This is a genomic window from Rhizobium sp. WYCCWR 11128 (assembly GCF_013416305.1).
Lineage (GTDB): Bacteria > Pseudomonadota > Alphaproteobacteria > Rhizobiales > Rhizobiaceae > Rhizobium > Rhizobium indicum.
This window is the reverse complement of sequence record NZ_JACCEZ010000010.1, coordinates 48,203-74,376: the sequence shown is the minus strand read 5'-3', so window position 1 is coordinate 74,376 and position 26,174 is coordinate 48,203. Positions and strand designations below refer to the sequence as shown.

Here is a 26,174-nt window from a genome sequence, read left to right as displayed (position 1 = left end):
TCGCAGCCCCATATGTTTTTCCATCATTGTCCATAGGAGGGGAAATCATGGGCCGCCTGCATATCGGGACGATCTCCGTCATATCAGCATTGTCGCTGAGCCTGACCTCGGCTTTCGCCGCCTCGCCTGCGCCCGTCGAAGCCGAGCACGGCATGGTGGTCACCGCCCAGCATCTGGCGACCGATGTCGGCGTCGAGGTGCTGAAAAGCGGTGGCAACGCCGTCGATGCGGCGGTCGCGGTCGGTTATGCGCTGGCGGTGGTCTATCCCTCGGCCGGCAATCTCGGCGGTGGCGGCTTCATGACCATCCGCCTGAAGGACGGCACGAAGACCTTCCTCGATTTTCGTGAACGCGCGCCGCTTGCCGCCACCAAGACCATGTATCTCGATGCCAAGGGCGATATCGTGCCGCGCGCCAGCCTCGACGGTTATCTTGCCGTCGGCGTGCCGGGCTCCGTCATGGGCTTCGAGACCGCGCGCGAGAAATACGGCACCAAACCGCGCGAAGAACTGATCGCACCGGCGCTCCGCTTCGCCAAGGAAGGTTTCACGCTGGAACAGGGCGACGCCGCAAGTTTCGCCGGCAACGCCAAGCGCCTCGCCAAGGATGAAGCCACGGCAAAGATCTTCCTGAAACTTGATGGTAAACCCTATGCATCAGGCGAAAAACTCCAGCAACCGGACCTTGCCGCAGTCCTGGCAGGCATCTCCGAAAAAGGCCCGGACGCCTTCTACAAGGCCGCGCCCGCCGAGGCGATCGTCAAGGCGAGCCAGGCCAAGGGCGGTATCCTCGCCAAGGAGGATTTCGAACAATATGCCGTGCGCGAGTTGAAGCCGATCGAGTGCAATTACCGCGGCTACGACATCATCTCCTCGCCGCCGCCGTCTTCCGGCGGCGTCATCATCTGCGAGATCCTCAACGTTCTGGAAGGCTACCCGCTCTCCTATCTGGGCTATAACTCGGCCGAAACCGTGCACATCATGGTCGAGGCGATGCGCTATGCCTATGTCGACCGCAATGCTGCGCTCGGCGATCCCGATTTCGTCGAGAACCCGGTCACAACGCTTCTCGACAAGAAGTATGCTTTGGAGATCGCCGCCAAGATCGACCCTTACAAGGCCGGCACCTCGGCGAACCTGAAACCGCTCGGCGGCAAGGAAAGCACCGAGACCACGCATTATTCGATCATCGACGACGAGGGCAATGCGGTCGCCGTCACCTATACGCTGAATGGCTCCTTCGGTGCCGCCGTTGTAGCGCCCGGCACCGGTGTGCTGCTGAACAACGAAATGGACGATTTCACTTCCAAGCCCGGCGTGCCGAACCTCTACGGACTGGTGCAGGGCGAGGCCAATGCCATCGCCCCGAAGAAGACGCCGCTCTCCTCGATGAGCCCGACGATCGTCACCCGGGACGGCAAACCCTTTATGGTGATCGGCAGCCCCGGCGGCTCGCGCATCATTACCATCACGCTGGAAGCGATCCTCAATGTCGTCGATTTCGGCATGGATATCAGCCAGGCTGTCAACGCCCCGCGTGTCCACCACCAATGGCAGCCCGACAAGGTCTTTCTCGAACCCTATGCGCTTTCGCCGGATACGGAAAAGACGCTCGCCGCCATGGGCTACAGCTTCGATGGTGGCAACGACGCGCCGCAATGGGGTCAGGCCGCCGGCATCCTCGTCGGCGGCAAAAGCCTTGCGGCCATCGAAAAGGGTGGCGGTGCCCGCTACAATGGCGCCATGGACAGCCGCGCGGCAGAAGGGTCGGCAAGCGGCTACTGACGCTTCGCGATCGCCTGATCAAACAGTCGGCGGAAGCGCAACGCGGCTCGAGAAGCAGCGGTGGCACCATTCATGTCACCGTGACAAAGTCGCCGTTCACAATTGGCTTGCCGCGCCCTATGCATGGGCGAACCCGCAAGCAGAAAGATTCCCGAATGGCCAGCATTGAAATGATTGTCGCAGCTCGCGCCCGTCTGCGCGGTCATGCAAGGCGCACGCCGCTTCTCTCCTCCCCTTTCCTCGATGAGATCGCCGGCCGGCGTCTGTTCGTGAAAGCGGAATGTCTGCAGCATTCCGGCTCGTTCAAGTTTCGCGGCGGCTGGTCGGCAGTCTCCGGCCTCGATGCTGTGGTACGCTCGAAAGGCGTCATCGCCTTCTCCTCCGGCAACCACGCCCAGGGCGTTGCGCTTGCGGCCAAGCTGCACAATATCCCCTCCGTCATCATCATGCCGAGCGATGCGCCGAAGCTGAAGATTGCCAACACCCGCGCCTTCGGTGCCGAGGTGGTGCTCTACGACCGCGTCAACGAGGATCGCGACGAGATCGGCGCAAGGCTTTCGGCCGAGCGCGGCCTGACACTGATCAAGCCCTTCGACGAACCGCTTGTCATCGCTGGTCAGGGCACGACCGGTCTCGAAATCTCCGAGCAGGCTGGGGAGGAGGGCGTGACATCAGCCGAAGTCCTCGTTCCCTGCGGCGGCGGCGGATTGACCTCCGGCATTGCGCTCGCCCTTGAAGCCAGTTCCCCCGGCTTTCGCGTCCGCCCTTGCGAGCCCAAGGATTTCGACGACACCACCCGTTCGCTCGCCTCCGGCAAGATCGAACGCAACGCGGCGGTATCAGGCTCGATCTGCGATGCGATCGTCACGCCGCAGCCCGGCAACATCACCTTCCCGATCCTCAAGCGCCTCGCCGGCGCCGGCATCGTCGTCACCGACGAGGAGGCGCTGCGCGCCATGGCGCTCGCCTTCACACGGCTAAAGATCGTCGTCGAGCCCGGCGGCGCCGTGGCGCTTGCCGCCGCCCTCTTCCATGGCGATGCCCTGGAAAGCGACACGGTCGTCGTGGTCACCTCCGGCGGCAATGTCGATTCCGATATTTTCGCCATGGCTCTGGAACGTTTCGGCTGAACATCGTGCAACTGAACGCGGTCGACCATCCGCAGCAGCCGCCGCGGATGGTTTCTATCTTTTATAATTACGCGACCTTGTAGCGTTTCGCCGGCGCGGTGCGTGAGAGGTTCGGCATCAATGCCTGACGCGCCTGCTCGTAGGCGGCAAGCAGGCCTGCATCCTCAAGCGAGGGGATCGTTGCAAATTCGCCCTGCTCAAGACCTGCGAGCGATGCATCGACCATATTTTCTGCCGACATCACGATCTCATTCGGCAAATGTTCGACCGGCGTGCCGGCGATGTCCCAGAATTCCGTAGCGGTGGCGCCGGGCAGCACCGCCTGCACGCGGATGTTCTTCTCCGCCAGTTCGTGCTTCAGCGACTGGCTGAAGGCGAGCACGAAGGCTTTCGTACCGCCGTAAACGCCGTTCAGCAGCTCCGGCGCGATCGCGACGATGGACGCAATATTGATGATCGTGCCGCCGCCGCGTGCGACGAACCCCGGCACGGCGGCATAGGTCAGCCGCGTCAGCGCCGTGACGTTGAGCTCGATCATCTCCTGCATCTTTTCGACATCGGCGGAAAGCAGCGGCGCCGTTCCACCGACACCGGCATTGTTGACCAGAAGCGTGATGCTCCGGTCATCCTTCAACACCCCTTCGATGCGGCCGAGATCGGCCCGGTTGCCGAGATCGGCAACGACAGTCTCGACCGTCCGGCCGGTCTCATCGGTCAGCCGGCTTGCCAGCGCCTTCAGCCGCTCGCCGTTGCGGGCAACGAGGATGAGATCGTAACCCTGCTTTGCCAGCCTGTGGGCATAAATTGCGCCGATACCCGACGATGCGCCGGTCACCAGCGCCGTACCCTTATGGTCCTGTGTCATGATCCGTCTCCTTGCATGCGCGCCAGCCCGATGCCTTGCGCTTGAGGAAAGTCTTACCCCCAATTGCGAATGTCCTGAATGTCATATATACCACCTTTCAGGACATCCTCTTGCCAGAACGTGATGGTCATGCAGCAAATCGGCTTTCTTGTTTATCCCGGCTTCCAAATCATGAGCCTGGCGGCCGTCTCGGCCTTCGAGTTCGCCAATATCGAACTCGAGGAAAAGGTTTACGAGGTCCGCTATCTCTCCGAACACGGCGGGCCGATTACCAATTCGCTTGGCATGGTGATGGAGACGGAGGCCTTTGGGGACCCGGCCCTCGACACGCTGATCGTGGCGGGAGCGCCCGGTATCAGGCTGCCGAATGCGGCGGAAACCGACTTCATCCGCACCGCCCTGCCCGCCACACGTCGCCTGGCGTCGATCTGCACCGGCGCCTTCTTTCTTGCCGAAGCCGGCATCCTCGACGGCCGCCGCGCGACGACGCACTGGTATGTCTCTCGCGAGCTGCAAAGCCGCTATCCCAAGATAAAGATGGAAGAGGACCGGATATTCATCATCGACGGTTCCATCTGGACCTCGGCAGGCATGACGGCCGGTCTCGACCTGGCTTTGGCGATGGTCGAGAAGGATCACGGCTTCGAGGTAGCGCGCGCCGTTTCCCGCATGCTCGTCGTCTATCATCGCCGCTCCGGCGGCCAGTCGCAGTTTTCCGCCCTGCTGGAGTTGGAGCCCAAATCGGACCGGATTCAGAAGGCGCTCGCCCACGCCCGCAGCAATCTGAAATCGACGCTTTCGGTCGAGGAGCTGGCGGAAGCCGCCCATCTCAGCCCCCGCCAGTTCAGCCGCGCCTTCCGCGCGGAAACCGGACAATCGCCGGCGAAGGCCGTCGAGAACCTGAGGCTGGAAGCGGCCCGGCTGATGATGGAGCAGGGCCGCCACCCGATCGATGTCGTTGCTCGCGAAACCGGCTTTGCCGATCGCGAGCGCATGCGCCGCGCCTTCCTTCGCGCTTTCGGTCAGCCGCCGCAGGCAATTCGACGCGCCGCCCTGCAGGAACTGCAGATGTGATGCACCCGGCCTTTTGAACCGGATGCATTCTGTCCTCGTTACCGCTCTTGAAGCGCCCGGCGGATTGCGATTTCGACCGGTGAATAGGCACCGTCCTCCCGTTCGAGCCGAAGAGGTTCGAAAGGTGCAAGGCCGGGCTGCGCCATGAAGCGCGGCTGCTTGCCGTGATGCATCTGCGCCGCATGGATGAGGAACGGATGGCACAGATAGACCGTGCCCGCCCGTCCCGTCGCCCACGCCAGCGGCCGCTCTTCCCCGACATGCTCCAGCCAGAGATGGGCCATTCCTCTCTCGCCGGCCGGCTCGAGAAGGCGTGCGATATCCTTGTGCGAACCGACGCGGATACGGGTCGGCGCATCCTCTTGCCCCACATCCGAAAACAGGAAGAGCATCAGCAGCGCCCGCCCGTGCGAGGTGATGTTCACCCGCCAGGCGGAAAAGTCCCGCTGCTCAGCCGGATTGGAATCCTCGCCGGGAAAGCTCAGATCGACATGCCAACCGGCATCGCCGGGATCATCGGGATGGGGAAAGCGGACCGGGAAGCTGCCAAGCCCACTGCGTGGCTCCCAGCGACCCTTGCCGACGAGCTGGTCGAAGGCCGAATGCAACACCGGCGTATTGACGGCTTTCTCGAATGGTCCGCCGCCATAGCCGGCAAGCCGCACGACAGGCTGCGTCCACGTCCTTGGATCATCCGCATCGAAGGGAATGTCGCGCCACATGATGGCACGAGCTTCCTTGGCCAATGCGCGGGGAAAAGCGTCGTCGATCCTGACGAAACCGTCCTCGATGAATTGCTCGATCTGCGCAGCACTCAGTGCCGCCGGATAAACATCTGATGTCATGACATATCTCTCTATCGCCAATCCTGCCGGCTCTTTCCTTGGCCAGACGCAGGGTGGTTACAGTCCACGGCGACGCGCCAGCCGCAAAGGCTGGTCAGCGGCCGCATCTTCTGATGCCCGAAGGCAGAGCCTTAGAGGCTCAAGAAGAAGACCGAAGCGATATTGAGGGTGAACGTCTTCATAGCGGTTCGAGGCTACAGGCTTGCGCCCGAAGGGTCAATGCGGAGATGTCAAGCCAACACCTCGCGCAGCGCACCCTGCACGGACTGAAGCACGAGCTCGGCAAGCCGGGCCGCAGCCGGTTGCGGTTCGGCTTCCGCCCGATGCAGGACCAGACCGAGCTTGGGCAAATCCGGTAAGCCGATGGTCTCCGGCGCGAGCGGCCGGACCTTCGCCGGCAGGCCGATCGGCGTGCGGATGGTGAGACCGAGGCCTGCCGCCGTCGCGGCCCAGAGACCGCCGAGACTGGGACTGACGAAGGCGAGCCGCCAGGAGATGCCCGCCTCATCCAGCGCCTTGGTCGCGGCGCTGCGTAACAGACACGGCGCCTCCAGCGAAGCGAGCGGCATCGGCTCACCGCTTGCGGCTTGCCAGGCCGGCGGCCCCTCGGAAGGTCCGATCCAGCGCATCGGCACTTCGCCGATCCGCTCGCAATGCGCCGTCAGCGTGCCGTCACTCCAGGCAAGCGCCAGATCGAGCTTGCCCGATGTGACGCGCTCGAGCAGTTCGGCATTGCGCACCACCCGCGCTTCGATCCGGACCTTCGGATGAGCGCGCGCAAAGCGACCGAGCACATCCGGCAGCAGGCTCTCGCCGAAATCCTCCTGCAGGCCGAGCCGCACCCAGCCTTCCAGCTCGACGCTGTTGACGGCGGCAGCCGCCTCGTCGTTGAGTTCCAGCAGCCGCCTGGCATAACCAAGCATCGTCTCGCCGGCATCGGTCAGCGCCAGTCCGCGCCCCGCCTTGCGGAAGATCGGCGTGCCCGCCTGCTCCTCCAACTTCTTCAGCTGTGCACTCACTGCCGAGGTCGAACGCCCGAGCCGCTCGGCCGCCTTGGCGAAGTTGCCGAGTTCCATGCCGGTCGAAAAGGTTCGAAGCACATCGAGATCGAAGATCGTCCGTCGCATAATATAGTCCCAATTTTCAGGATCATTGATCCATAAAATTCTGATTTTCAGCATCATCGTGCCGTGCGATGGTTCTGCTGTCAAGGCCGATCGACGGCCTGAACCATAAAGATTCCGATGCCCTTCGTTCGCATTTCCCTTCGCAAAGGCAAGTCGCCGGACTACCTCATGGCACTGGCCGACAACATCCAGCGCGCCCTGGTCGAGACTTTCGACGTGCCCGAAAACGATCGTTTCCAGGCCATCCATCAGCATGACGGGAACGAATTGATCTTCGACCGCAGCTATCTCGCCGGCCTGCGCTCGGACGACTTCGTCTATATCTCGATCACGATCGGCAGGCCTCGCACCGGCGAGATGAAGGCGGCGCTCTATCGGCGGCTCGCCGATCTCCTGGCGCAATCGCCGGGCCTCCGGCCTGAGGATGTGATGATCGTCATCAGCACCAGCGCACCGGAAGACTGGTCCTTCGGCAATGGCATTGCCCAGATGACCGACCCAGACTGGCGGCTTCGTGTGGCTGGAGGCCGGCAATGAGCGCGTCGAACCCGAAGACCATGACTGTTAAACGCCCCGGCAAGGCAATCCGCTCGCCGGAGGGCGTCGTGACTGCGCCCTTCTGGGTCGAGATGCTGCTCGAAGGCAGCGCCGATGGCGAGAACACCGCGATGCGGGCGACGCTCGATCCCGGCACCATCACCCGTTGGCACACGCATCCCAGGGGTCAGTTGCTCTATGTGCTTTCGGGGCTTGGGTTGGCGCAGAACGATGGCGGCCCGATCGAAACATTGCGTACCGGCGATGCCGTCTGGTTTGCGCCCGGGGAGCGCCACTGGCATGGCGCGGCCGATGACAGCCCCTTCAGCTATATCAGCGTCCAGCCGACGGAAAACGGCAGCGTCGTCGAATGGCTGCAGCCGGTGGAGAGACGGTCATGATCGCCATGCAGTACAGCTTCACCCTGCCCACCGATTACGACATGTCGATCATCGACCGCCGCATCCGCGACAAGGGGCCGATGCTCGACGGCTTTCCCAATCTCGGCTTCAAAGCCTATCTCAGCGCCCGCAAGGGCGAGTTCGGCAGTCGCGACAATCTCTATGCGCCCTTCTATCTCTGGCAGCAGCCGGAAGGAGCGAGCGACTTCCTTTGTGGTCCGGGCTTCGAGACACTGACCGGTGCCTTCGGCTGGCCGCGGGTGAGGACTTGGATCGTCTGGCGGTCGGAAGTCTCATCCGACATCGCCGCAGCCAGGTTCGCCACACGCGATATCCTGCAAACCGAGCCCTACGCACCGCTCGCCGACATTCGCCGCGTCGAAAGCGTGGCGGCCGAAGCCGACCTGGCGACAGGCGGCGCACTCGCCTCCGTCTCCGGCTTCGAACCGACGACCTGGACGCGGGTACGCTTCAGACTGTGGCGAGAAATTCCCGAGATCGGCGAGCAGACGCAGGCCTATCGCGTCGGCCATCTATCCCTGGCTCGACCCTGAACTCAAACGGTTGCCCGGCGATAGAAGGCCAGCGAGCCGGCGAGCGCCAGCAGCGCGCCACCGCAGGCCCGCTCTAACCACATGGCGCCTGAGGTTTTCAGGAAACGCACCGCCTGCGAACCGAAGAAGGCGTAGCCGAACATGATGAGGAAATCGAGCGCGGCAAAGACAAGGGCGAGCAGCATATATTGCGTCGCCTGCGGCATGGTCGGATCGATGAATTGGGGCAGGAAGGCCGAGAAGAACAGGTAGCCCTTCGGATTGGTCGCCGCGACCATGAAACTCTTCAGTCCGATCGAGAAGGGCGATGTCGCACTCGCAGGCGCTCCGGACTTCAACGCCGCATCGATCGTGCCCTTCGAACGCAGCAGCATGATGCCGAGAAAAGCGAGATAGGCGGCACCCGCCCATTTCAGCATCGAGAACCAGAATTCCGATGCAGCGAGCAGCGCACCGAGCCCGATCGCGACGGCGCCGATCAGCACGAAATCGGACAGCACCGCGCCGATCATGCCGGCAACTGCGCGGCGCAGACCGTGCCGAGAGCCGTTGGTCAGCGCCAACAGCACTGTCGGCCCCGGAGTCGCGATACCAACGAAGGAAACGGCCGCAAAAGCCAGAAGCGTGACGATATCCATGATGCTCCTCCGAACCCAGGGAAGCGAAACTTGCACGCACCGCAGCCCTTGGCAATACCGCCCCATCAACGAACAAGCCCGCCGCCTCTTCAGGCAGCGGGCGTTCGAAGAGATGCGATCGGATCAGACGCCGCTCTGGCCGTCGGAGCCGATATAGGCGATGCGGATCATGTTGGTGGCGCCGGGCGTGCCGAGCGGCACACCGGCCGAGATGATGATGCGGTCGCCCGGCTTGCCGAAGCCTTCGTCGGCGACGATCCGGCAGGCGCGGTTGACCATGTCGTCGAGATCGGTCGCGTCATGGGTGACGACGCAATGCAGGCCCCAGACGACGGCAAGACGGCGCGCCGTCTTGATGATCGGCGACAGCGCCAGGATCGGCACCTGCGGACGCTCGCGCGAGGCACGAAGGCCTGTGGTGCCCGACGAGGTGTAACAGACGATCGCCGACAGCTTCAGCGTTTCGGCGATCTGACGGGCGGCCAGCGAGATCGCATCGGCACCGGTCGCTTCCGGCTGGGCACGCTGGGCATAGATGATGCCGGGATAATGCGGCTCGCGCTCGATGGCGGTGGCAATCGACGCCATCGTCGTGACAGCTTCGACGGGATAGTCGCCCGAGGCCGATTCGGCCGAGAGCATGACGGCATCCGCACCTTCGAAGACGGCGGTCGCGACGTCGGAAACTTCGGCGCGTGTCGGCACCGGCGCGGAGATCATCGATTCCAACATCTGCGTGGCAACGACCACCGGCTTGCCCGAACGACGGCAGGCGCGGATCAGCTGCTTCTGGATACCGGGAACCGATTCGAGCGGCATTTCGACGCCGAGATCGCCGCGCGCGACCATCAATGCATCGGAAAGTTCGATAATTTCCTCGATGCGCTCGAGAGCCTGCGGCTTTTCGATCTTCGACATCAGGCCGACGCGGCCACGGGCGATCTTGCGCACTTCGGCAAGGTCGTCGGGACGCTGGACGAAGGAAAGCGCCACCCAGTCGACATCGTCGGTGGCAAGCACTGCGTCGAGATCGGCGCGATCCTTGTCCGTCAGCGCGCCGACGCCGAGCAGCGTGTCGGGAAGGCTGACGCCCTTGCGGTCGGAGATGCGCGTGCCCGAAATAACAGTCGTGACGATGCTCTTGCCGTCGCATTTTTCTGCGCGCAGGGCGAGCTTGCCGTCATCGATCAGCAGACGGTGGCCGGGCTGTACCGACTCCAGGATCTCGGGGTGCGGCAGATAGACGCGGTTCTGGTCGCCGAGGGCTTCGTTGTTGTCGAGCGTGAAGGTCTGGCCGGGCTTCAGATCCACCTTGCCGTCGACGAACTTGCCGACACGCAGTTTCGGTCCCTGCAGGTCGGCGAGAATGCCGATCGGCCGGCCGGAGCGCGCCTCGACCGAGCGGATGCGCTGGATGAGCATACGCATCATGTCGTGGCTCGCATGGCTCATATTGATGCGGAAGACATCGGCACCAGCCTGGTGCAGCTTCTCGATCATCGATTCCTCGGAGGAGGCTGGCCCGAGGGTGGCGAGGATTTTAACTTTGCGATTACGCTTCATCAATTCTGGCTTTCTTGCGTCCCTGGGGTGTCGGAGAGTTGAACCATCCAGCTACCCTGGCGGCCCGTATCATATTCCTTGAATCCCATCTTCTGGTAACCGCGGGCATAACAATCCTGCACACCCGAGATCTTGAATTCATTTTCCGCCACGCACATCTGCACGTCACCCGTCCATCGTCCTCCCCGGGCGGCGTCCTCTGCGTAGAGGTAATAATAACGCGACTGCAATTCTCCCTCGATCAGCGTGGCGCAGGTCGTTGCCGGCACCTGCCACCAGCCCTCCGTCACCCAGCCATCCTTGGCCCGGTATCCGATCGCAACGCCGACGAGATTCTGTGTTCCGTTGCAGACGCGAAAATCGGCGCGTGCGGCATCTGCGATGAAAAACGGCATGGCGGCTGCAAGAGCGAACAGAGCGAGACGGACCAGCGGTCCGGACCGCGTGAGGAAACTTGGCGCGGCTTGGATCAACACGGCTCCCAAATAGCTCCACGGTTATTCGTATCCGTGTCTTCTTGCGCCGCCGTCAAGCGAAAGTCAACGCAATGCTAATCGATTATATTTCCTTTCATAACCACCGTCGAGGGTCCGACTCAACCTCTCCCCACCCTGCCGCGCTTGAACCTGCCGCAGGTGCATGCGATCACTGCGCCCGACGGCGCAATGACGAACGGCAATTCCCTGATGGACGACTTCCAATCCTTCGAAATCCTATCCGGCAAACATGACAAAGGCATGGTGATCCTCGCAGATCACGCGATGAACCGCCTTCCCGCGCGATATGGCCGGCTCGGACTGCCCGAGGCGGCCTTCGCCCGCCACATCGCCTATGACATCGGCATCGAGGGCCTGACGCGGCAGCTTTCGGCGAAACTCGGCGTTCCTGCCGTGCTCGGCGGCTTTTCGCGTCTGCTGATCGATCCGAATCGCGGCGAAGACGATCCGACGCTGATCATGAAGATCTCCGACGGCGCCGTCGTATCAGGCAATCATCCGATCACGCCGCAGGAATGGGACTACCGCATCGAAACCTTCCATCGCCCCTATCACGACGCTGTCGCCGCAACGATCGACAGCGTGGCGAATGCCACCGGCAGGGCACCGCTGGTGCTGTCGCTGCACTCCTTCACGCCGGCCTGGAAAGGCATTCCCCGTCCCTGGCACGCCGCCGTACTCTGGGATAGCGACCATCGCGCCGTCGGCCCGCTGCTCGACATGCTGCGCGCCGACCCCGATCTCGCCGTCGGCGACAACGAACCCTATGACGGCGCACTGAAGGGCGATACCATGTACCGCCATTGCATGATCACAGGCATTCCGCATGCGCTGCTCGAGGTGCGGCAGGACCTGATCGGAGACGAGACCGGCATATCAGCATGGGCCGAACGCCTGGCGCCGATCTTTGCGGCGATGAATGCCGATCCCGCCTTGCACGGATACGACGTCCACCTGTCACGCACCGGCCCCTATTGAAAGAAAGGAAGCAAGATGACCGCGCTCAGCAAGGAACAACAGACCGAATTCGAAGCTGCCGCCTTCCGCCGCCTCGTCGCACATCTTCGTGAGCGCAGCGACGTTCTGAACATCGATCTGATGAATCTGGCCGGCTTCTGCCGCAACTGCCTGTCGAACTGGTATCGCGAAGCCGCCGAGGCCGAAGGTGTCCCGGTTACCAGGGACGAATCGCGCGAAATGGTCTATGGCATGTCCTATGAGGACTGGAAGAATCTTCACCAGAACGAGGCGTCGCCTGTGCAAAAGGCTGCTTTTGAACTGAACAATCCACACAAATAGCGTGGCTGGCCGCGAACAGGCTTGACCGTGACGCCGCTTCGCGGCAGTCACTGGCATCCAAAATTGATCACCGAAAAACCAGGAGAACACGATGTCTGATGCTCATGGCGTCGCCCGCGATCAGCTTCGCGCTTTCATCGAGCGCATTGAACGGCTGGAAGAAGAAAAGAAGACCATCGCCGACGACATCAAGGACGTCTATGGCGAGGCCAAGGGAATGGGCTTCGATACCAAGATCCTGAAGAAGGTCGTGGCGCTGCGCAAGAAGGACGAGCAGGAACGCATGGAAGAGGAAGCAATCCTCGACACCTACCTGCTCGCGCTCGGCATGATCGAGTCGCCGCCGGAAGGCTGATCCTTCCGGCATTACCGATGTCGACAAGCCGCCGGCCTCCCGGCGGCTTTTCTTTTGCGGTGGAAACAACTGCCTAAACAGCCAGCTTGCTGGATCGAAATAGAAAAGAAAAACCGCCGGATCGCTCCGGCGGTTTTCGACATTTCCTCGATTGGCAGGCTCAGTTCGTGTTGAACTTGCGCACTTCCATGAAGTTCACAGCCGTGCCGCTGAAGCGGGCCGGGTCGACCGAAGCGGTCTTGACGTTGAAGCCCTCGGCATAGACGGCGGTCGGCTGGGCGCGCATCGTCTGGCTGACGAACCGCGGCGCCTTGACCTGCTTGGAGGCCATTTCCAGGCGGGCATTGGTCAGCGCCCACTGCGAGATCATCTTTTCCGTCAGCTTCGGCTCGGTGCGCACCGTCGTGCGGCTGGCATCCGCTGCAGCGGCTTCCTTATGTGTCGGGCGACCACCCTTGGCGGGAAGCCCCTGCGCCACGGCGCTTTCGACAGCCGGTTCGTCGAAGCCGTCGCCAAAGCTTGCCGATTTGGTCATCGGCGCCAACGCCGCGAGTTCGAGCGGTGGCTTTGCGGCAGGCGCCTTTTGCGTCATCGCGGCGTTGATGGCCTGCTCGACCGTCTGCGGCGCCGCCCTGGACGCGATCTGCCTTTCCGCATCCTCGTTCCGCTGCTGGTCGAGCGCATCGGCGACCGCAGGAGACAGTGCGTCCTGATCGGCTTCGTCGGCGTCTGCCTCCGGATCGGCATCGGCCGCGGCAAGAAGGTTCTCGGCAACGGAAGGGCGTTCGATCGGCGTCGGAACCGGCAGCGCATTCGCGCCCGTCAGCACGGGGTCGGTCGACGCAACCTCGGCGTCGCCAGGCGCGCGGCGCTGACCGAGAAGCGAGGGAACCGGAATGCTGTAGGCGCTGAGATCGGCGAACTGCTGCGGCTGGGCCTGATCGGCCGGAAGGGCCGCCGCAAGAGCCTGCTGTGCGGCATTACCCGAAGGCGGCGCGACGAGTGCATTCGCCACTTCGCTGGCCGCCGGCTGGTTGCTGAATGCCGGGCGAACCTGCGGCACCGGCGCGTTCAGATCGGCGACTTCGGTCTGCTGCGGCTCGGCAGGAGCAGGCTCGGCCTTAGGCGGCGTCGCCTTGGCGACGGCGACAGGCGTGGAATCATCCGACTCGTCTTCCTGCTCGTCCGCTCCGCCGCCAAAGAGCGCGGCAAACAGCGTCTTGTGCTTCGGCGCCGCCGATTCGGAAGCGCTGGCGATCTGGATCTGCGGGCCGCTGGCGCGGCGCTTATAGTCGGCCATCGCCTGTTGGTAGCCCGGCAGCGGCTTACCGTCGGCCGGAATATGGATGGTATTGCCGTTCGGGAAAAGCCGGACAAGCTCGTCGCGGCTCATGCGCGGCCAGGCGCGAACGCCGCCGACATCCATATGCACGAAGGGCGAGCCCGATTTCGGATAGAAGCCGACGCCGCCGACCTGCATCTTCATGCCGATGCCGCGCAACGTCGCGAGTTTGACGTCGGGAATGAAGAAGTCCATCGCCTTGCCGAGCATATGCTGGCTCTTTTCGGCGACGCCGGATTTGCGCGAGCGGCCGCGCAGCATCTCGTTGGTCCCCGGCGAGCGGAAGCCGCAGACGACGTTGATGTAATCCCTCGAACCGCTCTGGCGATAGACTTCCCAGATCAGGTCGAACAGGCGCGGGTCCATCTTCGTCGGCTGGTTCTTGCGCCAATCGCGCAGGAAGCGGTTCAGCTGCTCCAGACCCTTGGGGTCGAACTTGCCGTTACGCTTGTAGGTGATGACGGCTTTTTCGCCGGTATGAATGAAATAGAGCTTGAGGCTGCGGGTGTCGCCCGCTGCCTGCGAAGGCGTACTAACGAATACCGGTGAGGAAACCGCGAGCGCAAGAAGGGCGGCCGCTACCGTCCTTATTGCCTTTCCGCAAATGTCGGCGCACAACAAACGCCAGCTCAAGCGCGAAGGCTTGGAATTCCCATTCAGATTCGGCAACTCGATCCCCGTCAGACAGACAATGTCCCGTACTGTCTCAGATGACTGTCAAATGCGGTCACACGATGGCAAAAATGCCACACATGATCAACCTTTTCTTTACATAGTGAACGCGCCACTAACAAGTGGTTTATGACTAGTAACAAAACGTGGTTGCCTTAATCTTAAGGAAAAGCGCTTAAGCCGCATCTTTCTGGGGATTGTCAGGGTCTATGCCGTAGTCCTTGAGCTTGCGATAAAGTGTGGATCGGCCGATGCCAAGTTTGCGCGCTACTTGACTCATCTGCCCGCGATAGAATTTGAGCGCGAATCGGATGAGTTCCTCCTCGACATCGGCAAGCTTGCGCACGTCTCCGGCAGGATTGACGCTGGCGATCGCGTTTTCCGAGGCCTCGGACAGGCGGTGGTGCACCTCTCCCGACATCGACGCCCTGAAGTCCTCGCCATAGCCATTGTCAGGATCGAGGCCGGTATTGTCGGCAACTAGTGCCAGGTGATCCACCACGTCATATTCCGGAAGCTGGGCGGCGATCTGCGGGAAATCAGCCTCGGTCAACTCAGGCCCTTCGGCCAGAACGACCGCGCGGAAGATCGCGTTTTCGAGCTGGCGGATATTGCCCGGCCAGTCATAGGCGGTCAGCAAAGCCAGCGTGCCGGCATTCACCGTCATGCGGCGGCCGTTCTTCTGCTCGCTGGAGAAGCGGTCGGCAAAGACGCGCACCAGATGCGGAATGTCTTCCTTGCGTTTGCGCAGCGCCGGAATGGTGATCGGGAAGACGTTGAGGCGATAGTAGAGATCCTCGCGGAAATGGCCGTTCTTGACCTCCTCGATCAGATCCTTGTTGGTCGCCGAGATCAGCCGGACATTGACCTTGTGCGCGGTGCGGGCACCGACGGTCTCGATCTCGCCCTGCTGCACGGCACGCAGAAGCTTCACCTGCACCTCGAGCGGCAGATCGCCGATCTCGTCGAGGAAGATGGTGCCGCCATCGGCTTCCATGAATTTGCCGATATGACGCTCGGTCGCGCCGGTAAACGCGCCCTTCTCGTGACCGAAGAGAATGCTTTCGACCAGATTATGCGGGATCGCCCCGCAATTGACCGTGACGAAGGGCTTGTTCGAGCGGTCGCCGCCGGACTGGATGGCGCGCGCCACCAGTTCCTTGCCGACGCCGGATTCGCCTTCGAGCACAACGGGAATGTTGGACTGAGCCGCCCGCTGGGCGAGATCGATGACACGGAGCATCGCCGGGCTTGCCGAGACGATATCGTCGAAGCCAACCGAGCCTGAGCGCGACCGGCGTCCGGCCCGTGCCTTCACCTCGCGCTGGTCGAGCTTCATTGCATTCGAGATCGAAGTGGCGATGCGTTCAGGCGAGACCGGCTTGACGACGAAATCGAAGGCGCCGGCGCGCATCGCCTGCACCACCGTCTCGATGCCGCCCTGCCCCGTCTGCACGATGACGGGGATCTGCGTGCCGAATTCATGAAGCGCATCGAGGAATTCGAGGCCTGTCATCTCCGGCATCATCAAGTCGAGTACGATGACGTTGAAAAGGCCGCTGTCGCGTTTGACCATTTCCAGGCCGATGCGGCCATTTTCCGCCTGGTGCACGACATGGCCGTGACGCTCGATTGCGTTCTTGAGCAGGCGGCGCTGCACGGGGTCGTCCTCGACCACGAGGATTTGCCCTGCTCCCTTGAGCTCATTGTAACCGGTCATTGTCGCCTCACTTCATGCGAAACCATGAAGCGCACTCTGACAGCAAGGCTTGAACATCCAGTTTTGAGAAACAATTGCATTTTAACGATTGCAACGGGTCGTTTTCGTGCCGAAGCGAGGCCTTTCATGCGCCGAAAGCCCCTTGATGCCGGGCCTTAGCACGCTTACAGCGCTGCGCGTCTTCTCAGACGCGCAAAGGACGCTGTAACACTTTCAATCGACGCATCGTGCTTTCCGAAAATCGATTCCGATTTTCGGGCCGATGCGGTAGACAAGCTGACCTGTTACGGCAGACCTGTTATAAAAGTGGAGAGGAATTGCGCTCATGAAAAACAAGCTCCCGCACGCCGGCCTTCTTCTATCGGCGGCAGCGCCAGCTGGGGCCGCCGATGCGGCGCTCGGCGATCTGCCGGTCTGGAAGCTGCAGGATCTTTATCCCTCCGCCACATCCACCGCCTTCGTCGCCGACATGGAAAAGGCCGGCAAGGCAGCGATCGCCTTCGAAGAAAAGTGGAAGGGCACACTCACTGAGGCGGCGGCGAAGACCGGCGCTGAGGGCATCGGCGCGGCGCTGAAGGAATATGAGGCGCTGGATGACATCATCGGCCGTCTCGGCTCCTTTGCCGGCCTCACCTATTTCTCCGACACCACTAACCCGGCAAACGGCAAGCTCTACGGCGACGTACAGGCCAAGATCACCGAATTTTCCGGCCATCTCCTGTTCTTCGCGCTGGAACTGAACCGCATCGACGACGCGGTGATCGACGCCTGCATGGCGAATGATCCTGCCGCCGGACATTATCGCCCATGGCTGCTCGACCTCAGGAAGGACAAGCCCTACCAGCTCGACGACAGGCTGGAACAGCTCTTCCTCGAGAAGTCGATGACATCGGCCGCAGCCTTCAACCGCCTCTTCGACGAAACCATGGCGGAACTTCGCTACGACATCGATGGCGAGAAAGTGCCGCTCGAAGTGGCGCTGAACAAGCTGCAGGAAAAGGATCCGGAAGTGCGCCGCAAGGCAGCCATGGCGCTTGCCGAAACCTTCAAGGCGAATATCCGCACCTTCACGCTGATCACCAACACGCTTGCCAAGGACAAGGAGATCGCCGACCGCTGGCGCGGCTTCGAGGACATCGCCGACAGCCGCCACCTGGCAAATCGCGTCGAGCGCGAGGTCGTCGATGCGCTGGCAGCAGCCGTCCGCGAAGCCTATCCCCGCCTTTCGCATCGCTATTACAAGATGAAGGCGAAATGGCTCGGCATGGAGCAGATGAATTTCTGGGACCGCAATGCGCCCCTTCCGGAAACCTCCAGCGCCATCATCTCCTGGCCGGAGGCGAAGGACACGGTGCTTTCGGCCTATGGCAATTTTTCCCCCGAGATGGCTGATATCGCCAGGCGCTTCTTCGACGAACAGTGGATCGATGCGCCGGTTCGTGCCGGCAAGGCGCCCGGCGCCTTCGCCCATCCGACGGTTCCCTCGGCCCACCCCTACGTGCTCGTCAATTACATGGGCAAGCCGCGCGATGTGATGACGCTCGCCCATGAACTCGGGCACGGCGTGCACCAGGTTCTCGCCGGTGCGCAGGGGGCACTGATGTGCCAGACGCCGCTGACACTTGCCGAAACCGCTTCCGTCTTCGGCGAAATGCTGACCTTCCGCGCCCTTCTGCAAAAGACCACCGATACGCGCGAGCGCAAGGCGATGCTTGCCCAGAAGGTCGAGGACATGATCAACACGGTCGTGCGCCAGATCGCCTTCTACGAATTCGAGCGCAAGCTGCACACCGCCCGCAAGGCTGGCGAACTCACAGCCGACGACATCGGCGAACTCTGGCTCTCCGTCCAGTCGGAAAGCCTTGGGCCGGCGATCAACATTTCTGAAGGTTACGAGACTTATTGGGCCTATATCCCCCACTTCATCCACTCGCCCTTCTATGTCTACGCCTATGCCTTCGGCGATTGCCTGGTGAATTCGCTCTATGCCGTCTACCAGAAGGCCGAGAAGGGCTTTCAGGAGAAGTACTTCGAACTGCTGAGGGCCGGCGGCACCAAGCATCACTCGGAACTGTTGAAGCCTTTCGGCCTCGATGCCACCGATCCGTCGTTCTGGAGCCAGGGCCTGTCGATGATCGAAGGGCTGATCGACGAGTTGGAAGCGTTGGATAAGGGCTGAGAGCCCCGACCATGACTTGAAAGAACGAACGCTATGATGGGACCGTTGTTACGCTTGATACATTGACCGCATTCTGCAATGTCCACGAGGACCCATGACGGCAGCCCACTCTCCCTCATTCCTGTGCTCGTCACAGGAATCCAGCGCGCCCAAGTCCTTGGGCGCCGGAGACTCTTTATCTGTCGGACATGAGTCATTCACGGCGCAGACGCGCCGTGGCTGGATTCCTGTGACAAACACAGGAATGAGGGAGGTGGGTGCTACTGCGGTCTCGGCCTACCGCAGCAAAACCACGAGTTTCGCATCGCCCCGCATCGCAGACGCGACCGTCGGATAACCAAGCAATATGCCGTGAACAATGTCTGACCCCTACATTCTCTTCCGCGACGACACATCAGGACAGGTGATGCTTTTCGCCGAGCCGGCAGAGATCATCCTTGCCAGGACGCGCGCCGAGTTCTTTGCAGGCCTTGTTCGGATGGAGCAGGCCAAGGCCGCAGGCAAATGGCTTGCCGGTTACATGGCCTATGAGGCCGGATACCTCTTCGAAGAAAAACTTGCCCCCTTCGCCGGGGAACATCGCGAAACCCCGCTCATCTGTTTCGGCGTTTTCGACGCCCCGCAGCCCGATACGCATCCGTTTGCCCAGCCAAGACAGCGCCTCGAAAACGAGGAATTCCTCACCGCTCCGAAAGCCGCGTGGGATTTCCCTATATATAAAGAGCGCTTCGACCGCCTCCACCAGCACCTGCGGCTCGGCGACGCCTATCAGGCAAACCTCACCATGCCGGTCGAGGCTCGCTGGAACGGCGATCCTCGTGCCGCCTTCTGGTGGCTGATCGAACGCCAGCCTGTAAAATACGGCGCGCTGGCCGATCTCGGCGGCCCGATCATCCTTTCGCGTTCGCCCGAACTTTTCTTCCGCACCGATGAAGAGGGCTGGATCGAGACCCATCCGATGAAGGGCACGGCAAAACGCGGCACGACTGCCGCCGAGGATGCCGAAATCATCGAGGCCATGCGCCGCGATATCAAGACGCAAGCGGAAAACCGCATGATCGTCGATCTCCTGCGCAACGATATCTCCCGCATCACCGAGGTCGGCACGCTCGACGTCCCTAAGCTCTTCGACATCGAGACCTATCCGACCGTCCACCAGATGGTGAGCCATGTCCAGGCAAGGCTCCGCCCCGATCTTTCGATCCGCGACATCTTCTCCGCGCTCTTCCCCTGCGGTTCGATCACCGGCGCGCCGAAGATGCGGGCAATGGAAATCCTCCACGCGCTGGAGGATGCCCCGCGCGACGCCTATTGCGGGGCGATCGGCATGATCTCGCCCACCGGCGCCATGCGTTTTTCCGTCGCCATCCGCACGATCACGCTTTTTAACGGCGGCAGGGCCGTCTTCAATGTCGGCGGCGGCATCGTCTTCGATTCGACCGCCGAGGCCGAATATGAGGAATGCCTGCTCAAGGCCCGCTTCGCTGTCGGCGACCAATGGATTGCGCGATGATCGATTTTTCGTTGATCGAGACGCTGCGCTGGCAGCCCGGCGAGGGCTTCATCCGGCTGCGGCTGCATCTCGCCCGGCTTTCCCGCTCCGCCCGTCGCCTTGGCTTCCCGCAACCGATCGAAGCGACAGCAAGGCTCGACGAAGCCGTTGCGGGTGCTGCCGGTCCGCTGCGCATCCGCCTGACCTTCGACGCGCAGGGCCATATCGAAGTGACGAGCGCCGCTTTCGTGCCCCTGGCGCCCGATGCCATCTGGACCATCCGCCTCGCCGAGACCCGCCTGGATTCCGCCGACAGGCTGCTGCGCGTCAAGACCACGCGCCGTGCCGTCTACGAGGCCGCGCGGGCCGAATATCGGCCTGATGAGGCCGATGAGGTCATGCTTTTGAACGAGTGCGGCGAAGTCTGCGAGGGCACCATCACCTCGATCTTCCTGGACGACGGAACCGGCATCCTGCGCACCCCGCCGATCTCCTGCGGCCTGCTCGCCGGCGTGCTGCGCACCGAGCTCATCTGCCGGCGGCAGGCCCGCGTCGGCCGTATCTCGCTTGCCGATCTCGATGCCGGCACGCTTTATATCGGCAATTCGCTGCGCGGCCTGATCCGCGCAAACCTCGTCAGGAGCTGACCATGTTCATTCTCTCGCTCACCTATGTGAAACCCAACGATGAAGCCGACAGGCACATGGAGCCGCACATGGCCTGGGTGAAGGAGGGTTATGCAAAGGGCTGGTTCCTCGCCTCAGGCCGCAAGGTGCCGCGCACCGGCGGCGTCATCCTCGCAATCGGCGATCGCACCGCAATCGAGGCCTATGTCGCCGCCGATCCCTTCACCATCCATGGCGTTGCCGAATATGACATCACCGAGTTTGCCGTAACGACTGCGGTCGACGGACTGGAAATCCTGAAGGGCTGAATTTGCAGGAGCCGATCATGGATGATCTCGCAGCCCATCTGAAGGAGCTCGAAGAAAAACTCTTCGACCCGTCCGTTCGCGCCTCGCGGGAGATGCTGACCGCGCTGCTCTCGCGCGATTTCCGTGAAATCGGCAGTTCCGGACGGCTCTATACCTTCGACGTCATTGTGCCCAGTCTTTTGGCCGAGCAACGAACGGGAACGTCCCGCGGCGAGCATTTCGAAACCCAAAGACTTGCGGAGCACATCGCGCTCGTCACCTACCGCGCCATTTACACAGACACCGACGGAAGCGAAAGGCGGACGCTGCGCAGTTCCATCTGGCGGCTGGAAGAGGAGGGGCACTGGCGCATGCTCTTCCATCAGGGCACCGTCATCGGTTAAGCCAATCCATGCGGTCTGCCGATCCCCAAGACGGTTTCGCCGGCCCCTATCGCCACTCGATATTTGGTCTTTCCCTGTCAACGCTCTTTATTGTGACGTCGTTTTATGGTTAGAGCCGGTCACCTCGCACTCTCTGCGGCAATTTCAAAACAATTCTTCGGGCTGAACGCCTTCGTCGCCTTCCACAGGAGAAAAGAATGACGGAACAGAATTATCCGGTATATGCCGAAATTACCGGTCCGATCGTAATGATCGGCTTTGGCTCCATCGGCCGCGGCACCCTGCCCCTGATCGAGCGCCATTTCAAATTCGACAAGAGCCGGATGGTCGTCATCGACCCTCGTGAAGAGCCCTCCGACATGGAGATCCTGAAGAAGCACGGCGTTCGCCATATCAAGGAACATGTCACTAAGAACAATTACAAGGAACTGCTGAAGCCGCTGCTGACGGAGGGCGAAGGTCAGGGCTTCTGCGTCAACCTCTCGGTCGACACCTCCTCGCTCGACATCATCAAGCTCTGCCGCAAACTCGACGTTCCCTATATCGACACCGTCGTCGAGCCCTGGCTCGGCTTCTATTTCGACAAGGGCATGAGCAATGCCGACCGCACCAACTATGCGCTGCGCGAAACCATGCGCAAGGAAAAGGCGAAGAACCCGGGCGGCGCCACCGCCGTGTCCACCTGCGGCGCCAATCCGGGCATGGTCTCCTGGTTCGTCAAGCAGGCGCTCGTCAACCTCGCCAATGACATCGGCCTCAAGTTCGAGGAGCCGGACCAGCACGATCGCGAAGGCTGGGCAAAGCTGATGAAGAAGGTCGGCGTCAAGGGCATTCACATCGCCGAGCGCGACACCCAGCGCACCAAGCATCCGAAGCCGCTCAACGTCTTCTGGAACACCTGGTCCGTCGAAGGCTTCATCTCTGAAGGCCTGCAGCCGGCTGAACTCGGCTGGGGCACGCATGAAGAGTGGATGCCGAAAAACGCCAAGAAGCACAAGAAGGGCAACAAGGCGGCGATCTACCTGGAGCAGCCGGGCGCCAACACCCGCGTGCGCACCTGGTGCCCGACGCCCGGCCCGCAATATGGCTTCCTCGTCACCCACAACGAGTCGATCTCGATCGCCGACTTTTTCACGGTCCGCGACAAGGACGGCGAAGTGACCTTCCGCCCGACCTGCCACTATGCCTACCATCCGGCCAACGACGCCGTTCTCTCGCTGCATGAGATGTTCGGCAATGGCGGAACGCCGCAGCCGGTCCATCACGTTCTCGACGAGGACGAGCTGGAGGACGGCATCGACGAACTCGGCGTCCTGCTCTACGGCCATGAGAAGAATGCCTACTGGTATGGCTCGCGCCTGTCGCTGGAAGAAACGCGCCGCATCGCGCCCTACCAGAACGCCACCGGCCTGCAGGTGACCTCCGCCGTCCTCGCCGGCATGGTCTGGGCGCTCGAAAACCCGAATGCCGGCATCGTCGAAGCCGACGAGATCGATTACAAGCGCTGCCTCGAAGTGCAGATGCCCTATCTCGGCCCGGTCGAAGGCCACTACACCGACTGGACCCCGCTCGACGGCCGTCCGGGCCTCTTCCCCGAGGATATCGACACCAAGGATCCGTGGCAGTTCAGGAACATTCTCGTTCGCTGAGATCTCCTGCACGACTTCGACAATGCCCGCCGCAAGGCGGGCATTTTTGTAACGCCGGCTGTCTAAATGCCGCCCGCCGCCCTTCCAAGGCTTGCCTTCATGCCGGGCGCGCGCCATGTTTTGCCCGAACTTGGCGGCTGTCCGCCGCGCCGATTCGCCGGGAGAAGCCTTATGAAAATCAGAACTGGTCTTGTTCTTGTCGGTGCAGCGGCCGCTCTTGCCGCCTGCGTTTCATCAGAGCCGCGTCGCTTGCCGGTTGCAACCGCACCCGCCGCCACCGGCGTCGAAGGCAACTGGAGCGATCCGAACGGCATCGTCTCCACCTTCCAGGGCGGTAGTTTCACCACCCGCACGACCGACAGCAACCAGCTTCTTGCCTCGGGCACCTATATCAATACCTCACCGACCCTGGTGGAGATCAACATGACCTCGCTGGTGCGCAAGACCCAGTCCAAGGTCAATTGCGCCCTCGTCAACCCGAGCCAGCTCAATTGCACCTCCGATTCCGGCGCACAGTTCACGCTTTCCCGCCGCGGCTGAAAGATGAGGCGATAGGCTAAGCACGCCATGCGGGCCTTCGCCTCTTATCTCATCCTGCTGCTCGCATTGCCGCTTGCGGCACTTGCGGTCGTTTCACCGGCCAACGAATATCGTGCCCAGGGCATCGCCGCTCCCGATTGCGACGGGCCGCTGCAGGTGCTGATCTTCGCCGTGCCGGCAATCCTGATCTATGGTGCAGGCGCGCTCCTTGCCTATCGGGCCGGCCGGCGCTTTCATCGCCTCGTTTCCCTTCTCTGCTTGATCGTCGCGCTCGCCATAGTCCCGAATATTGCGGAGGCCGTGCACGAACTCTATCGAAACACCGCCGATGGCGAATGCCGGGGATAGGAACCCGGCTTTTTTGCCCTGCCCCCTTGGAAAGCGCCTCGCCTGGCCCAGCTTTCTCTTGCGGTCGTGCATCGTCTGATGGAACATCCGCAGGCCGGGAAACCGCCCCGGCGCATAATGAAAGGGATCGGCGAGGGATCAGGGGGATCTTTCGCCTCAATCAGGAGAACAGGGATGACGAAGTCTTTCAGCTTCGGTCTTTTGACCGCGTCCATGCTGGCGCTCAGCGCGGGCGCCGCCTTTGCGGATTACGAACTCAATATTCTTCATATCAACGATTTCCATTCGCGCATCGAATCGATCAACAAATTCGACTCCACCTGCTCGGCCGAGGAGGAAGGCAAGAAGGAATGCTTCGGTGGTGCTGCCCGCCTGAAGACCGCGATCGACCAGCGCCGTCAGGCGCTATCCGGCAAGAACGTCGTCCTCCTCAATGCCGGCGACAATTTCCAGGGCTCGCTCTTCTACACGACCTACAAGGGAGCAGCCGAAGCCGAATTCCTGAACCTGATGAAGTTCGACGCCATGACCGTCGGCAACCATGAATTCGACGACAGCGAGGACGGTCTCGCGACCTTCCTCGACAAGGTGCAGTTCCCTGTCGTGACCGCGAACGTCAAGGCGACAGCCGCCTCCAAGCTCGGCGACCGCATCAAGCCGTCGCTGGTGCTCGATGTCGGCGGCCAGAAGATCGGCATCGTCGGCGCCGTCACCAATGATACGGCAGAGCTTTCCTCCCCCGGCCCGAACGTCACGATCGCTGATGACGTTGAGGCCATTACCGCGGCCGTTCAGGATCTGAAGGGCCAGGGCGTCAACAAGATCATCGCGCTGACCCATGTCGGTTATCCCCGCGATCTCGCCCTGATCGCCAAGATCCCGGATGTCGATATCGTGGTCGGCGGCCATTCCCATAGCCTGCTCTCCAACACCGATCCGAAGGCCGAAGGCCCCTACCCGACGATGGTCGACAATCCCGGCGGCTACAAGGTGCCGGTCGTCCAGGCCGCCTCCTACAGCAAGTATCTCGGCGATCTCGTCGTCAATTTCGACGATAGTGGCGTGGTCAAGGATGCCAAGGGCGATCCGATCCTGATCGATTCCACCTTCACGCCCGATCCGGCCGTCATCACCCGCATTGCCGAACTGGCAAAGCCGATCGAGGAACTGCGCAAGAAGGTGATCGGCTCCTCCGAAAGCCCGATCGATGGCGACCGCAAGGTCTGCCGCGTCAAGGAATGCTCGATGGGCAATCTGGTGGCCGACGCCATGCTCGATCGCACCAAGAACCAGGGCGTCACCATCGCCGTTCAGAACGGCGGCGGCCTGCGCGCTTCGATCGACGGCGGCGAGGTCACCCAGGGCGAGGTCATCACTGTCCTGCCTTTCCAGAACACGCTCGCTACGTTTGAGACGACCGGCGCAGATGTCGTCGAAGCGCTCGAAAATGGTGTCAGCCAGATCGACCAGGGCGCCGGGCGCTTCCCGCAGGTCGCCGGCCTGAAATTCTCGTTCGACCAGTCGAAACCCGTCGGCAGCCGCGTCAGCGATGTTCAGGTGAAGGACGGCGACAATTTCGCTCCGATCGACCCGGCCAAGACCTACAAGGTCGCCACCAACAACTTCATGCGGGGCGGCGGCGACGGCTATACGATCTTCAAGGAAGGCCAGAACGCCTATGATTTCGGCCCGGATCTTGCCGACGTGACGGCCGAATATGTCGCCGCGCATTCACCCTACAAGCCCTACACGGATGGCCGCGTCACGGAACTGGCGCAGGCAACGCCCGCTCCCTCCGCTTCCGAGCCGGCGCCTGCCGCACCGGCTGCTCCCGCTCCATCCACCGAGCCGGCTCCCGCACCTGCAGCCCCGGCCCCGGCAGCACCGGCCCCCGCGCCGGCGGCACCTGCAGAACCGGCTCCTGCACCCGCGGCACCGGCGCCAGCAACACCCGCACCCGCTGCGGAACCGGCACCCGCACCGGCAGCCTCCACACCTGCCGCGACGACGCCTTCCACCCACGTCATCGCCGCGGGCGACACCTTCTGGGATCTCGCAGTGACTTTCTATGGCGACGGCACGCTGTGGCGGAAGCTTTCGGATGCCAATGGCAAGCCGAACCCGCGTCACCTGACGGTCGGCAAGGAGATCGAGGTCCCCGCCAAGTAAGACGATTTGTCCCGATGCCAATGGCCGGTCCGGGGTTTTCCGGGCCGGCTTTTCTTTCTATAGGGTGAACCACGATC

26 protein-coding genes are annotated in these 26,174 nt (G+C 62.1%); 18 read left to right on the top strand and 8 right to left on the bottom strand.

The window, feature by feature from the left end; all coding sequences use genetic code 11:
• Positions 1–47: 47 nt before the first annotated feature.
• Together ggt and HX898_RS25645 are read left to right on the top strand one after the other, a co-directional pair.
• On the top strand, positions 48–1,784 hold the full coding sequence (gene ggt, locus HX898_RS25650) for a gamma-glutamyltransferase (protein ID WP_180196162.1): 1,737 nt from the start codon (positions 48–50) through the stop codon (positions 1,782–1,784).
• 155 nt (positions 1,785–1,939) lie between these two features.
• Positions 1,940–2,914, top strand: a complete 975-nt coding sequence (locus HX898_RS25645) for a threonine/serine dehydratase (protein ID WP_180196161.1) — start codon at positions 1,940–1,942, stop codon at positions 2,912–2,914.
• A 67-nt stretch (positions 2,915–2,981) separates the two neighbouring features.
• On the opposite strand, the gene HX898_RS25640 is transcribed toward HX898_RS25645, so the two are convergent.
• Complete coding sequence (locus tag HX898_RS25640; protein ID WP_138333383.1) at positions 2,982–3,779, bottom strand: SDR family oxidoreductase; 798 nt, start codon at positions 3,777–3,779, stop codon at positions 2,982–2,984.
• A gap of 129 nt (positions 3,780–3,908) precedes the next feature.
• On the opposite strand from HX898_RS25640, the gene HX898_RS25635 reads away from it, so the two are divergent.
• Positions 3,909–4,853, top strand: coding sequence for a GlxA family transcriptional regulator (locus HX898_RS25635; protein ID WP_180196160.1), 945 nt, complete (start codon positions 3,909–3,911; stop codon positions 4,851–4,853).
• Positions 4,854–4,891: 38 nt separating this feature from the next.
• On the opposite strand, the gene HX898_RS25630 is transcribed toward HX898_RS25635, so the two are convergent.
• Both HX898_RS25630 and HX898_RS25625 read right to left on the bottom strand, forming a co-directional pair.
• Complete coding sequence (locus HX898_RS25630) at positions 4,892–5,698, bottom strand: phytanoyl-CoA dioxygenase family protein (protein WP_180196159.1); 807 nt, start codon at positions 5,696–5,698, stop codon at positions 4,892–4,894.
• A gap of 230 nt (positions 5,699–5,928) precedes the next feature.
• Complete coding sequence (locus tag HX898_RS25625) at positions 5,929–6,825, bottom strand: LysR substrate-binding domain-containing protein (RefSeq protein ID WP_180196158.1); 897 nt, start codon at positions 6,823–6,825, stop codon at positions 5,929–5,931.
• Between the two features lie 117 nt (positions 6,826–6,942).
• On the opposite strand from HX898_RS25625, the gene HX898_RS25620 reads away from it, so the two are divergent.
• Genes HX898_RS25620 through HX898_RS25610 form a run of 3 tightly spaced genes read left to right on the top strand, consistent with a single transcriptional unit; the run spans position 6,943 to position 8,317 of the window.
• The gene (locus HX898_RS25620; protein ID WP_138333380.1) at positions 6,943–7,362 is read left to right on the top strand and encodes a tautomerase family protein; all 420 of its coding nucleotides are present in this window, start codon (positions 6,943–6,945) and stop codon (positions 7,360–7,362) included.
• Complete coding sequence (locus HX898_RS25615; RefSeq protein WP_180196157.1) at positions 7,359–7,763, top strand: cupin domain-containing protein; 405 nt, start codon at positions 7,359–7,361, stop codon at positions 7,761–7,763. The genes HX898_RS25620 and HX898_RS25615 overlap by 4 nt, the downstream gene beginning before the upstream one ends.
• Positions 7,760–8,317: a DUF4865 family protein gene (locus HX898_RS25610; RefSeq protein WP_138390542.1), complete on the top strand. Its 558-nt coding sequence runs from the start codon at positions 7,760–7,762 to the stop codon at positions 8,315–8,317. Before HX898_RS25615 ends, HX898_RS25610 begins: the two co-directional genes overlap by 4 nt.
• Positions 8,318–8,319: 2 nt before the next feature.
• Here HX898_RS25610 and HX898_RS25605 read toward each other — a convergent pair whose 3' ends face one another.
• The 3 genes from HX898_RS25605 to HX898_RS25595 all read right to left on the bottom strand — a co-directional run bounded on the left by HX898_RS25605 (position 8,320) and on the right by HX898_RS25595 (position 11,003).
• Positions 8,320–8,955 carry a LysE family translocator gene (locus HX898_RS25605; protein WP_138333377.1) on the bottom strand — a complete coding sequence of 212 codons (636 nt, stop codon included), beginning with the start codon at positions 8,953–8,955 and terminating at the stop codon, positions 8,320–8,322.
• A 123-nt stretch (positions 8,956–9,078) separates the two neighbouring features.
• The gene (gene pyk / locus HX898_RS25600; RefSeq protein ID WP_003542849.1) at positions 9,079–10,518 is read right to left on the bottom strand and encodes a pyruvate kinase; all 1,440 of its coding nucleotides are present in this window, start codon (positions 10,516–10,518) and stop codon (positions 9,079–9,081) included.
• Positions 10,518–11,003 (bottom strand): DUF1036 domain-containing protein, encoded by a 486-nt coding sequence (locus HX898_RS25595; protein ID WP_011653476.1) that lies wholly within the window; start codon positions 11,001–11,003, stop codon positions 10,518–10,520. Before HX898_RS25595 ends, pyk begins: the two co-directional genes overlap by 1 nt.
• A 201-nt stretch (positions 11,004–11,204) precedes the next feature.
• On the opposite strand from HX898_RS25595, the gene HX898_RS25590 reads away from it, so the two are divergent.
• From HX898_RS25590 to HX898_RS25580, 3 genes are all read left to right on the top strand, one after another.
• Positions 11,205–11,993 (top strand): N-formylglutamate amidohydrolase, encoded by a 789-nt coding sequence (locus tag HX898_RS25590; RefSeq protein WP_138333546.1) that lies wholly within the window; start codon positions 11,205–11,207, stop codon positions 11,991–11,993.
• Positions 11,994–12,008: 15 nt separating this feature from the next.
• The gene (locus tag HX898_RS25585) at positions 12,009–12,314 is read left to right on the top strand and encodes a DUF1244 domain-containing protein (RefSeq protein WP_180196156.1); all 306 of its coding nucleotides are present in this window, start codon (positions 12,009–12,011) and stop codon (positions 12,312–12,314) included.
• Positions 12,315–12,405: 91 nt separating this feature from the next.
• Entirely contained in the window at positions 12,406–12,669 is a 264-nt protein-coding gene (locus HX898_RS25580) for a DUF2312 domain-containing protein (protein WP_003542853.1), read from the top strand.
• A 160-nt stretch (positions 12,670–12,829) separates the two neighbouring features.
• Here the strand turns inward: HX898_RS25580 and HX898_RS25575 are convergent, their stop codons facing one another.
• Together HX898_RS25575 and HX898_RS25570 are read right to left on the bottom strand one after the other, a co-directional pair.
• Entirely contained in the window at positions 12,830–14,680 is a 1,851-nt protein-coding gene (locus HX898_RS25575; RefSeq protein WP_180196155.1) for a DUF882 domain-containing protein, read from the bottom strand.
• A gap of 178 nt (positions 14,681–14,858) precedes the next feature.
• The gene (locus tag HX898_RS25570; RefSeq protein ID WP_041936462.1) at positions 14,859–16,403 is read right to left on the bottom strand and encodes a sigma-54 dependent transcriptional regulator; all 1,545 of its coding nucleotides are present in this window, start codon (positions 16,401–16,403) and stop codon (positions 14,859–14,861) included.
• Between the two features lie 325 nt (positions 16,404–16,728).
• Between HX898_RS25570 and HX898_RS25565 the strand changes: the two genes are divergently transcribed.
• The 9 genes from HX898_RS25565 (at position 16,729) to HX898_RS25525 (ending at position 26,097) form a co-directional block, all read left to right on the top strand.
• Positions 16,729–18,582, top strand: a complete 1,854-nt coding sequence (locus tag HX898_RS25565; RefSeq protein WP_180196154.1) for a M3 family oligoendopeptidase — start codon at positions 16,729–16,731, stop codon at positions 18,580–18,582.
• A gap of 358 nt (positions 18,583–18,940) precedes the next feature.
• Positions 18,941–20,095: an aminodeoxychorismate synthase component I gene (locus HX898_RS25560; RefSeq protein ID WP_180196153.1), complete on the top strand. Its 1,155-nt coding sequence runs from the start codon at positions 18,941–18,943 to the stop codon at positions 20,093–20,095.
• Positions 20,092–20,721: an aminotransferase class IV family protein gene (locus tag HX898_RS25555; RefSeq protein WP_180196152.1), complete on the top strand. Its 630-nt coding sequence runs from the start codon at positions 20,092–20,094 to the stop codon at positions 20,719–20,721. The genes HX898_RS25560 and HX898_RS25555 overlap by 4 nt, the downstream gene beginning before the upstream one ends.
• A gap of 2 nt (positions 20,722–20,723) precedes the next feature.
• Positions 20,724–21,008 carry a YciI family protein gene (locus HX898_RS25550; RefSeq protein WP_171600646.1) on the top strand — a complete coding sequence of 95 codons (285 nt, stop codon included), beginning with the start codon at positions 20,724–20,726 and terminating at the stop codon, positions 21,006–21,008.
• Positions 21,009–21,025: 17 nt separating this feature from the next.
• Entirely contained in the window at positions 21,026–21,391 is a 366-nt protein-coding gene (locus HX898_RS25545) for a DUF4440 domain-containing protein (protein WP_180196151.1), read from the top strand.
• A gap of 197 nt (positions 21,392–21,588) precedes the next feature.
• Positions 21,589–23,040, top strand: coding sequence for a homospermidine synthase (locus HX898_RS25540; protein ID WP_180196150.1), 1,452 nt, complete (start codon positions 21,589–21,591; stop codon positions 23,038–23,040).
• 171 nt (positions 23,041–23,211) lie between these two features.
• Positions 23,212–23,580 carry an outer membrane lipoprotein Omp10 gene (gene omp10 / locus HX898_RS25535; protein WP_012758937.1) on the top strand — a complete coding sequence of 123 codons (369 nt, stop codon included), beginning with the start codon at positions 23,212–23,214 and terminating at the stop codon, positions 23,578–23,580.
• Positions 23,581–23,607: 27 nt separating this feature from the next.
• Positions 23,608–23,928, top strand: a complete 321-nt coding sequence (locus tag HX898_RS25530; protein ID WP_180196149.1) for a hypothetical protein — start codon at positions 23,608–23,610, stop codon at positions 23,926–23,928.
• A 174-nt stretch (positions 23,929–24,102) separates the two neighbouring features.
• Complete coding sequence (locus HX898_RS25525) at positions 24,103–26,097, top strand: bifunctional UDP-sugar hydrolase/5'-nucleotidase (RefSeq protein WP_180196148.1); 1,995 nt, start codon at positions 24,103–24,105, stop codon at positions 26,095–26,097.
• Positions 26,098–26,174 lie beyond the last annotated feature (77 nt).

What these genes read in the sequence shown, in the direction of transcription:
- HX898_RS25635 (WP_180196160.1), top strand. Translation starts at nt 3,909, where the DNA reads ATGCAGCAAATCGGCTTTCTTGTTTATCCCGGCTTCCAAATCATGAGC.
- HX898_RS25605 (WP_138333377.1), bottom strand. Translation starts at nt 8,955, where the DNA reads ATGGATATCGTCACGCTTCTGGCTTTTGCGGCCGTTTCCTTCGTTGGT.
- HX898_RS25525 (WP_180196148.1), top strand. Translation starts at nt 24,103, where the DNA reads ATGACGAAGTCTTTCAGCTTCGGTCTTTTGACCGCGTCCATGCTGGCG.
- HX898_RS25555 (WP_180196152.1), top strand. Translation starts at nt 20,092, where the DNA reads ATGATCGATTTTTCGTTGATCGAGACGCTGCGCTGGCAGCCCGGCGAG.
- HX898_RS25645 (WP_180196161.1), top strand. Translation starts at nt 1,940, where the DNA reads ATGGCCAGCATTGAAATGATTGTCGCAGCTCGCGCCCGTCTGCGCGGT.
- HX898_RS25550 (WP_171600646.1), top strand. Translation starts at nt 20,724, where the DNA reads ATGTTCATTCTCTCGCTCACCTATGTGAAACCCAACGATGAAGCCGAC.
- omp10 (WP_012758937.1), top strand. Translation starts at nt 23,212, where the DNA reads ATGAAAATCAGAACTGGTCTTGTTCTTGTCGGTGCAGCGGCCGCTCTT.
- HX898_RS25630 (WP_180196159.1), bottom strand. Translation starts at nt 5,698, where the DNA reads ATGACATCAGATGTTTATCCGGCGGCACTGAGTGCTGCGCAGATCGAG.
- ggt (WP_180196162.1), top strand. Translation starts at nt 48, where the DNA reads ATGGGCCGCCTGCATATCGGGACGATCTCCGTCATATCAGCATTGTCG.
- HX898_RS25590 (WP_138333546.1), top strand. Translation starts at nt 11,205, where the DNA reads ATGGACGACTTCCAATCCTTCGAAATCCTATCCGGCAAACATGACAAA.
- HX898_RS25530 (WP_180196149.1), top strand. Translation starts at nt 23,608, where the DNA reads ATGCGGGCCTTCGCCTCTTATCTCATCCTGCTGCTCGCATTGCCGCTT.
- HX898_RS25565 (WP_180196154.1), top strand. Translation starts at nt 16,729, where the DNA reads ATGAAAAACAAGCTCCCGCACGCCGGCCTTCTTCTATCGGCGGCAGCG.
- HX898_RS25620 (WP_138333380.1), top strand. Translation starts at nt 6,943, where the DNA reads ATGCCCTTCGTTCGCATTTCCCTTCGCAAAGGCAAGTCGCCGGACTAC.
- pyk (WP_003542849.1), bottom strand. Translation starts at nt 10,518, where the DNA reads ATGAAGCGTAATCGCAAAGTTAAAATCCTCGCCACCCTCGGGCCAGCC.
- HX898_RS25580 (WP_003542853.1), top strand. Translation starts at nt 12,406, where the DNA reads ATGTCTGATGCTCATGGCGTCGCCCGCGATCAGCTTCGCGCTTTCATC.
- HX898_RS25570 (WP_041936462.1), bottom strand. Translation starts at nt 16,403, where the DNA reads ATGACCGGTTACAATGAGCTCAAGGGAGCAGGGCAAATCCTCGTGGTC.
- HX898_RS25610 (WP_138390542.1), top strand. Translation starts at nt 7,760, where the DNA reads ATGATCGCCATGCAGTACAGCTTCACCCTGCCCACCGATTACGACATG.
- HX898_RS25560 (WP_180196153.1), top strand. Translation starts at nt 18,941, where the DNA reads ATGTCTGACCCCTACATTCTCTTCCGCGACGACACATCAGGACAGGTG.
- HX898_RS25585 (WP_180196156.1), top strand. Translation starts at nt 12,009, where the DNA reads ATGACCGCGCTCAGCAAGGAACAACAGACCGAATTCGAAGCTGCCGCC.
- HX898_RS25545 (WP_180196151.1), top strand. Translation starts at nt 21,026, where the DNA reads ATGGATGATCTCGCAGCCCATCTGAAGGAGCTCGAAGAAAAACTCTTC.
- HX898_RS25540 (WP_180196150.1), top strand. Translation starts at nt 21,589, where the DNA reads ATGACGGAACAGAATTATCCGGTATATGCCGAAATTACCGGTCCGATC.
- HX898_RS25615 (WP_180196157.1), top strand. Translation starts at nt 7,359, where the DNA reads ATGAGCGCGTCGAACCCGAAGACCATGACTGTTAAACGCCCCGGCAAG.
- HX898_RS25625 (WP_180196158.1), bottom strand. Translation starts at nt 6,825, where the DNA reads ATGCGACGGACGATCTTCGATCTCGATGTGCTTCGAACCTTTTCGACC.
- HX898_RS25640 (WP_138333383.1), bottom strand. Translation starts at nt 3,779, where the DNA reads ATGACACAGGACCATAAGGGTACGGCGCTGGTGACCGGCGCATCGTCG.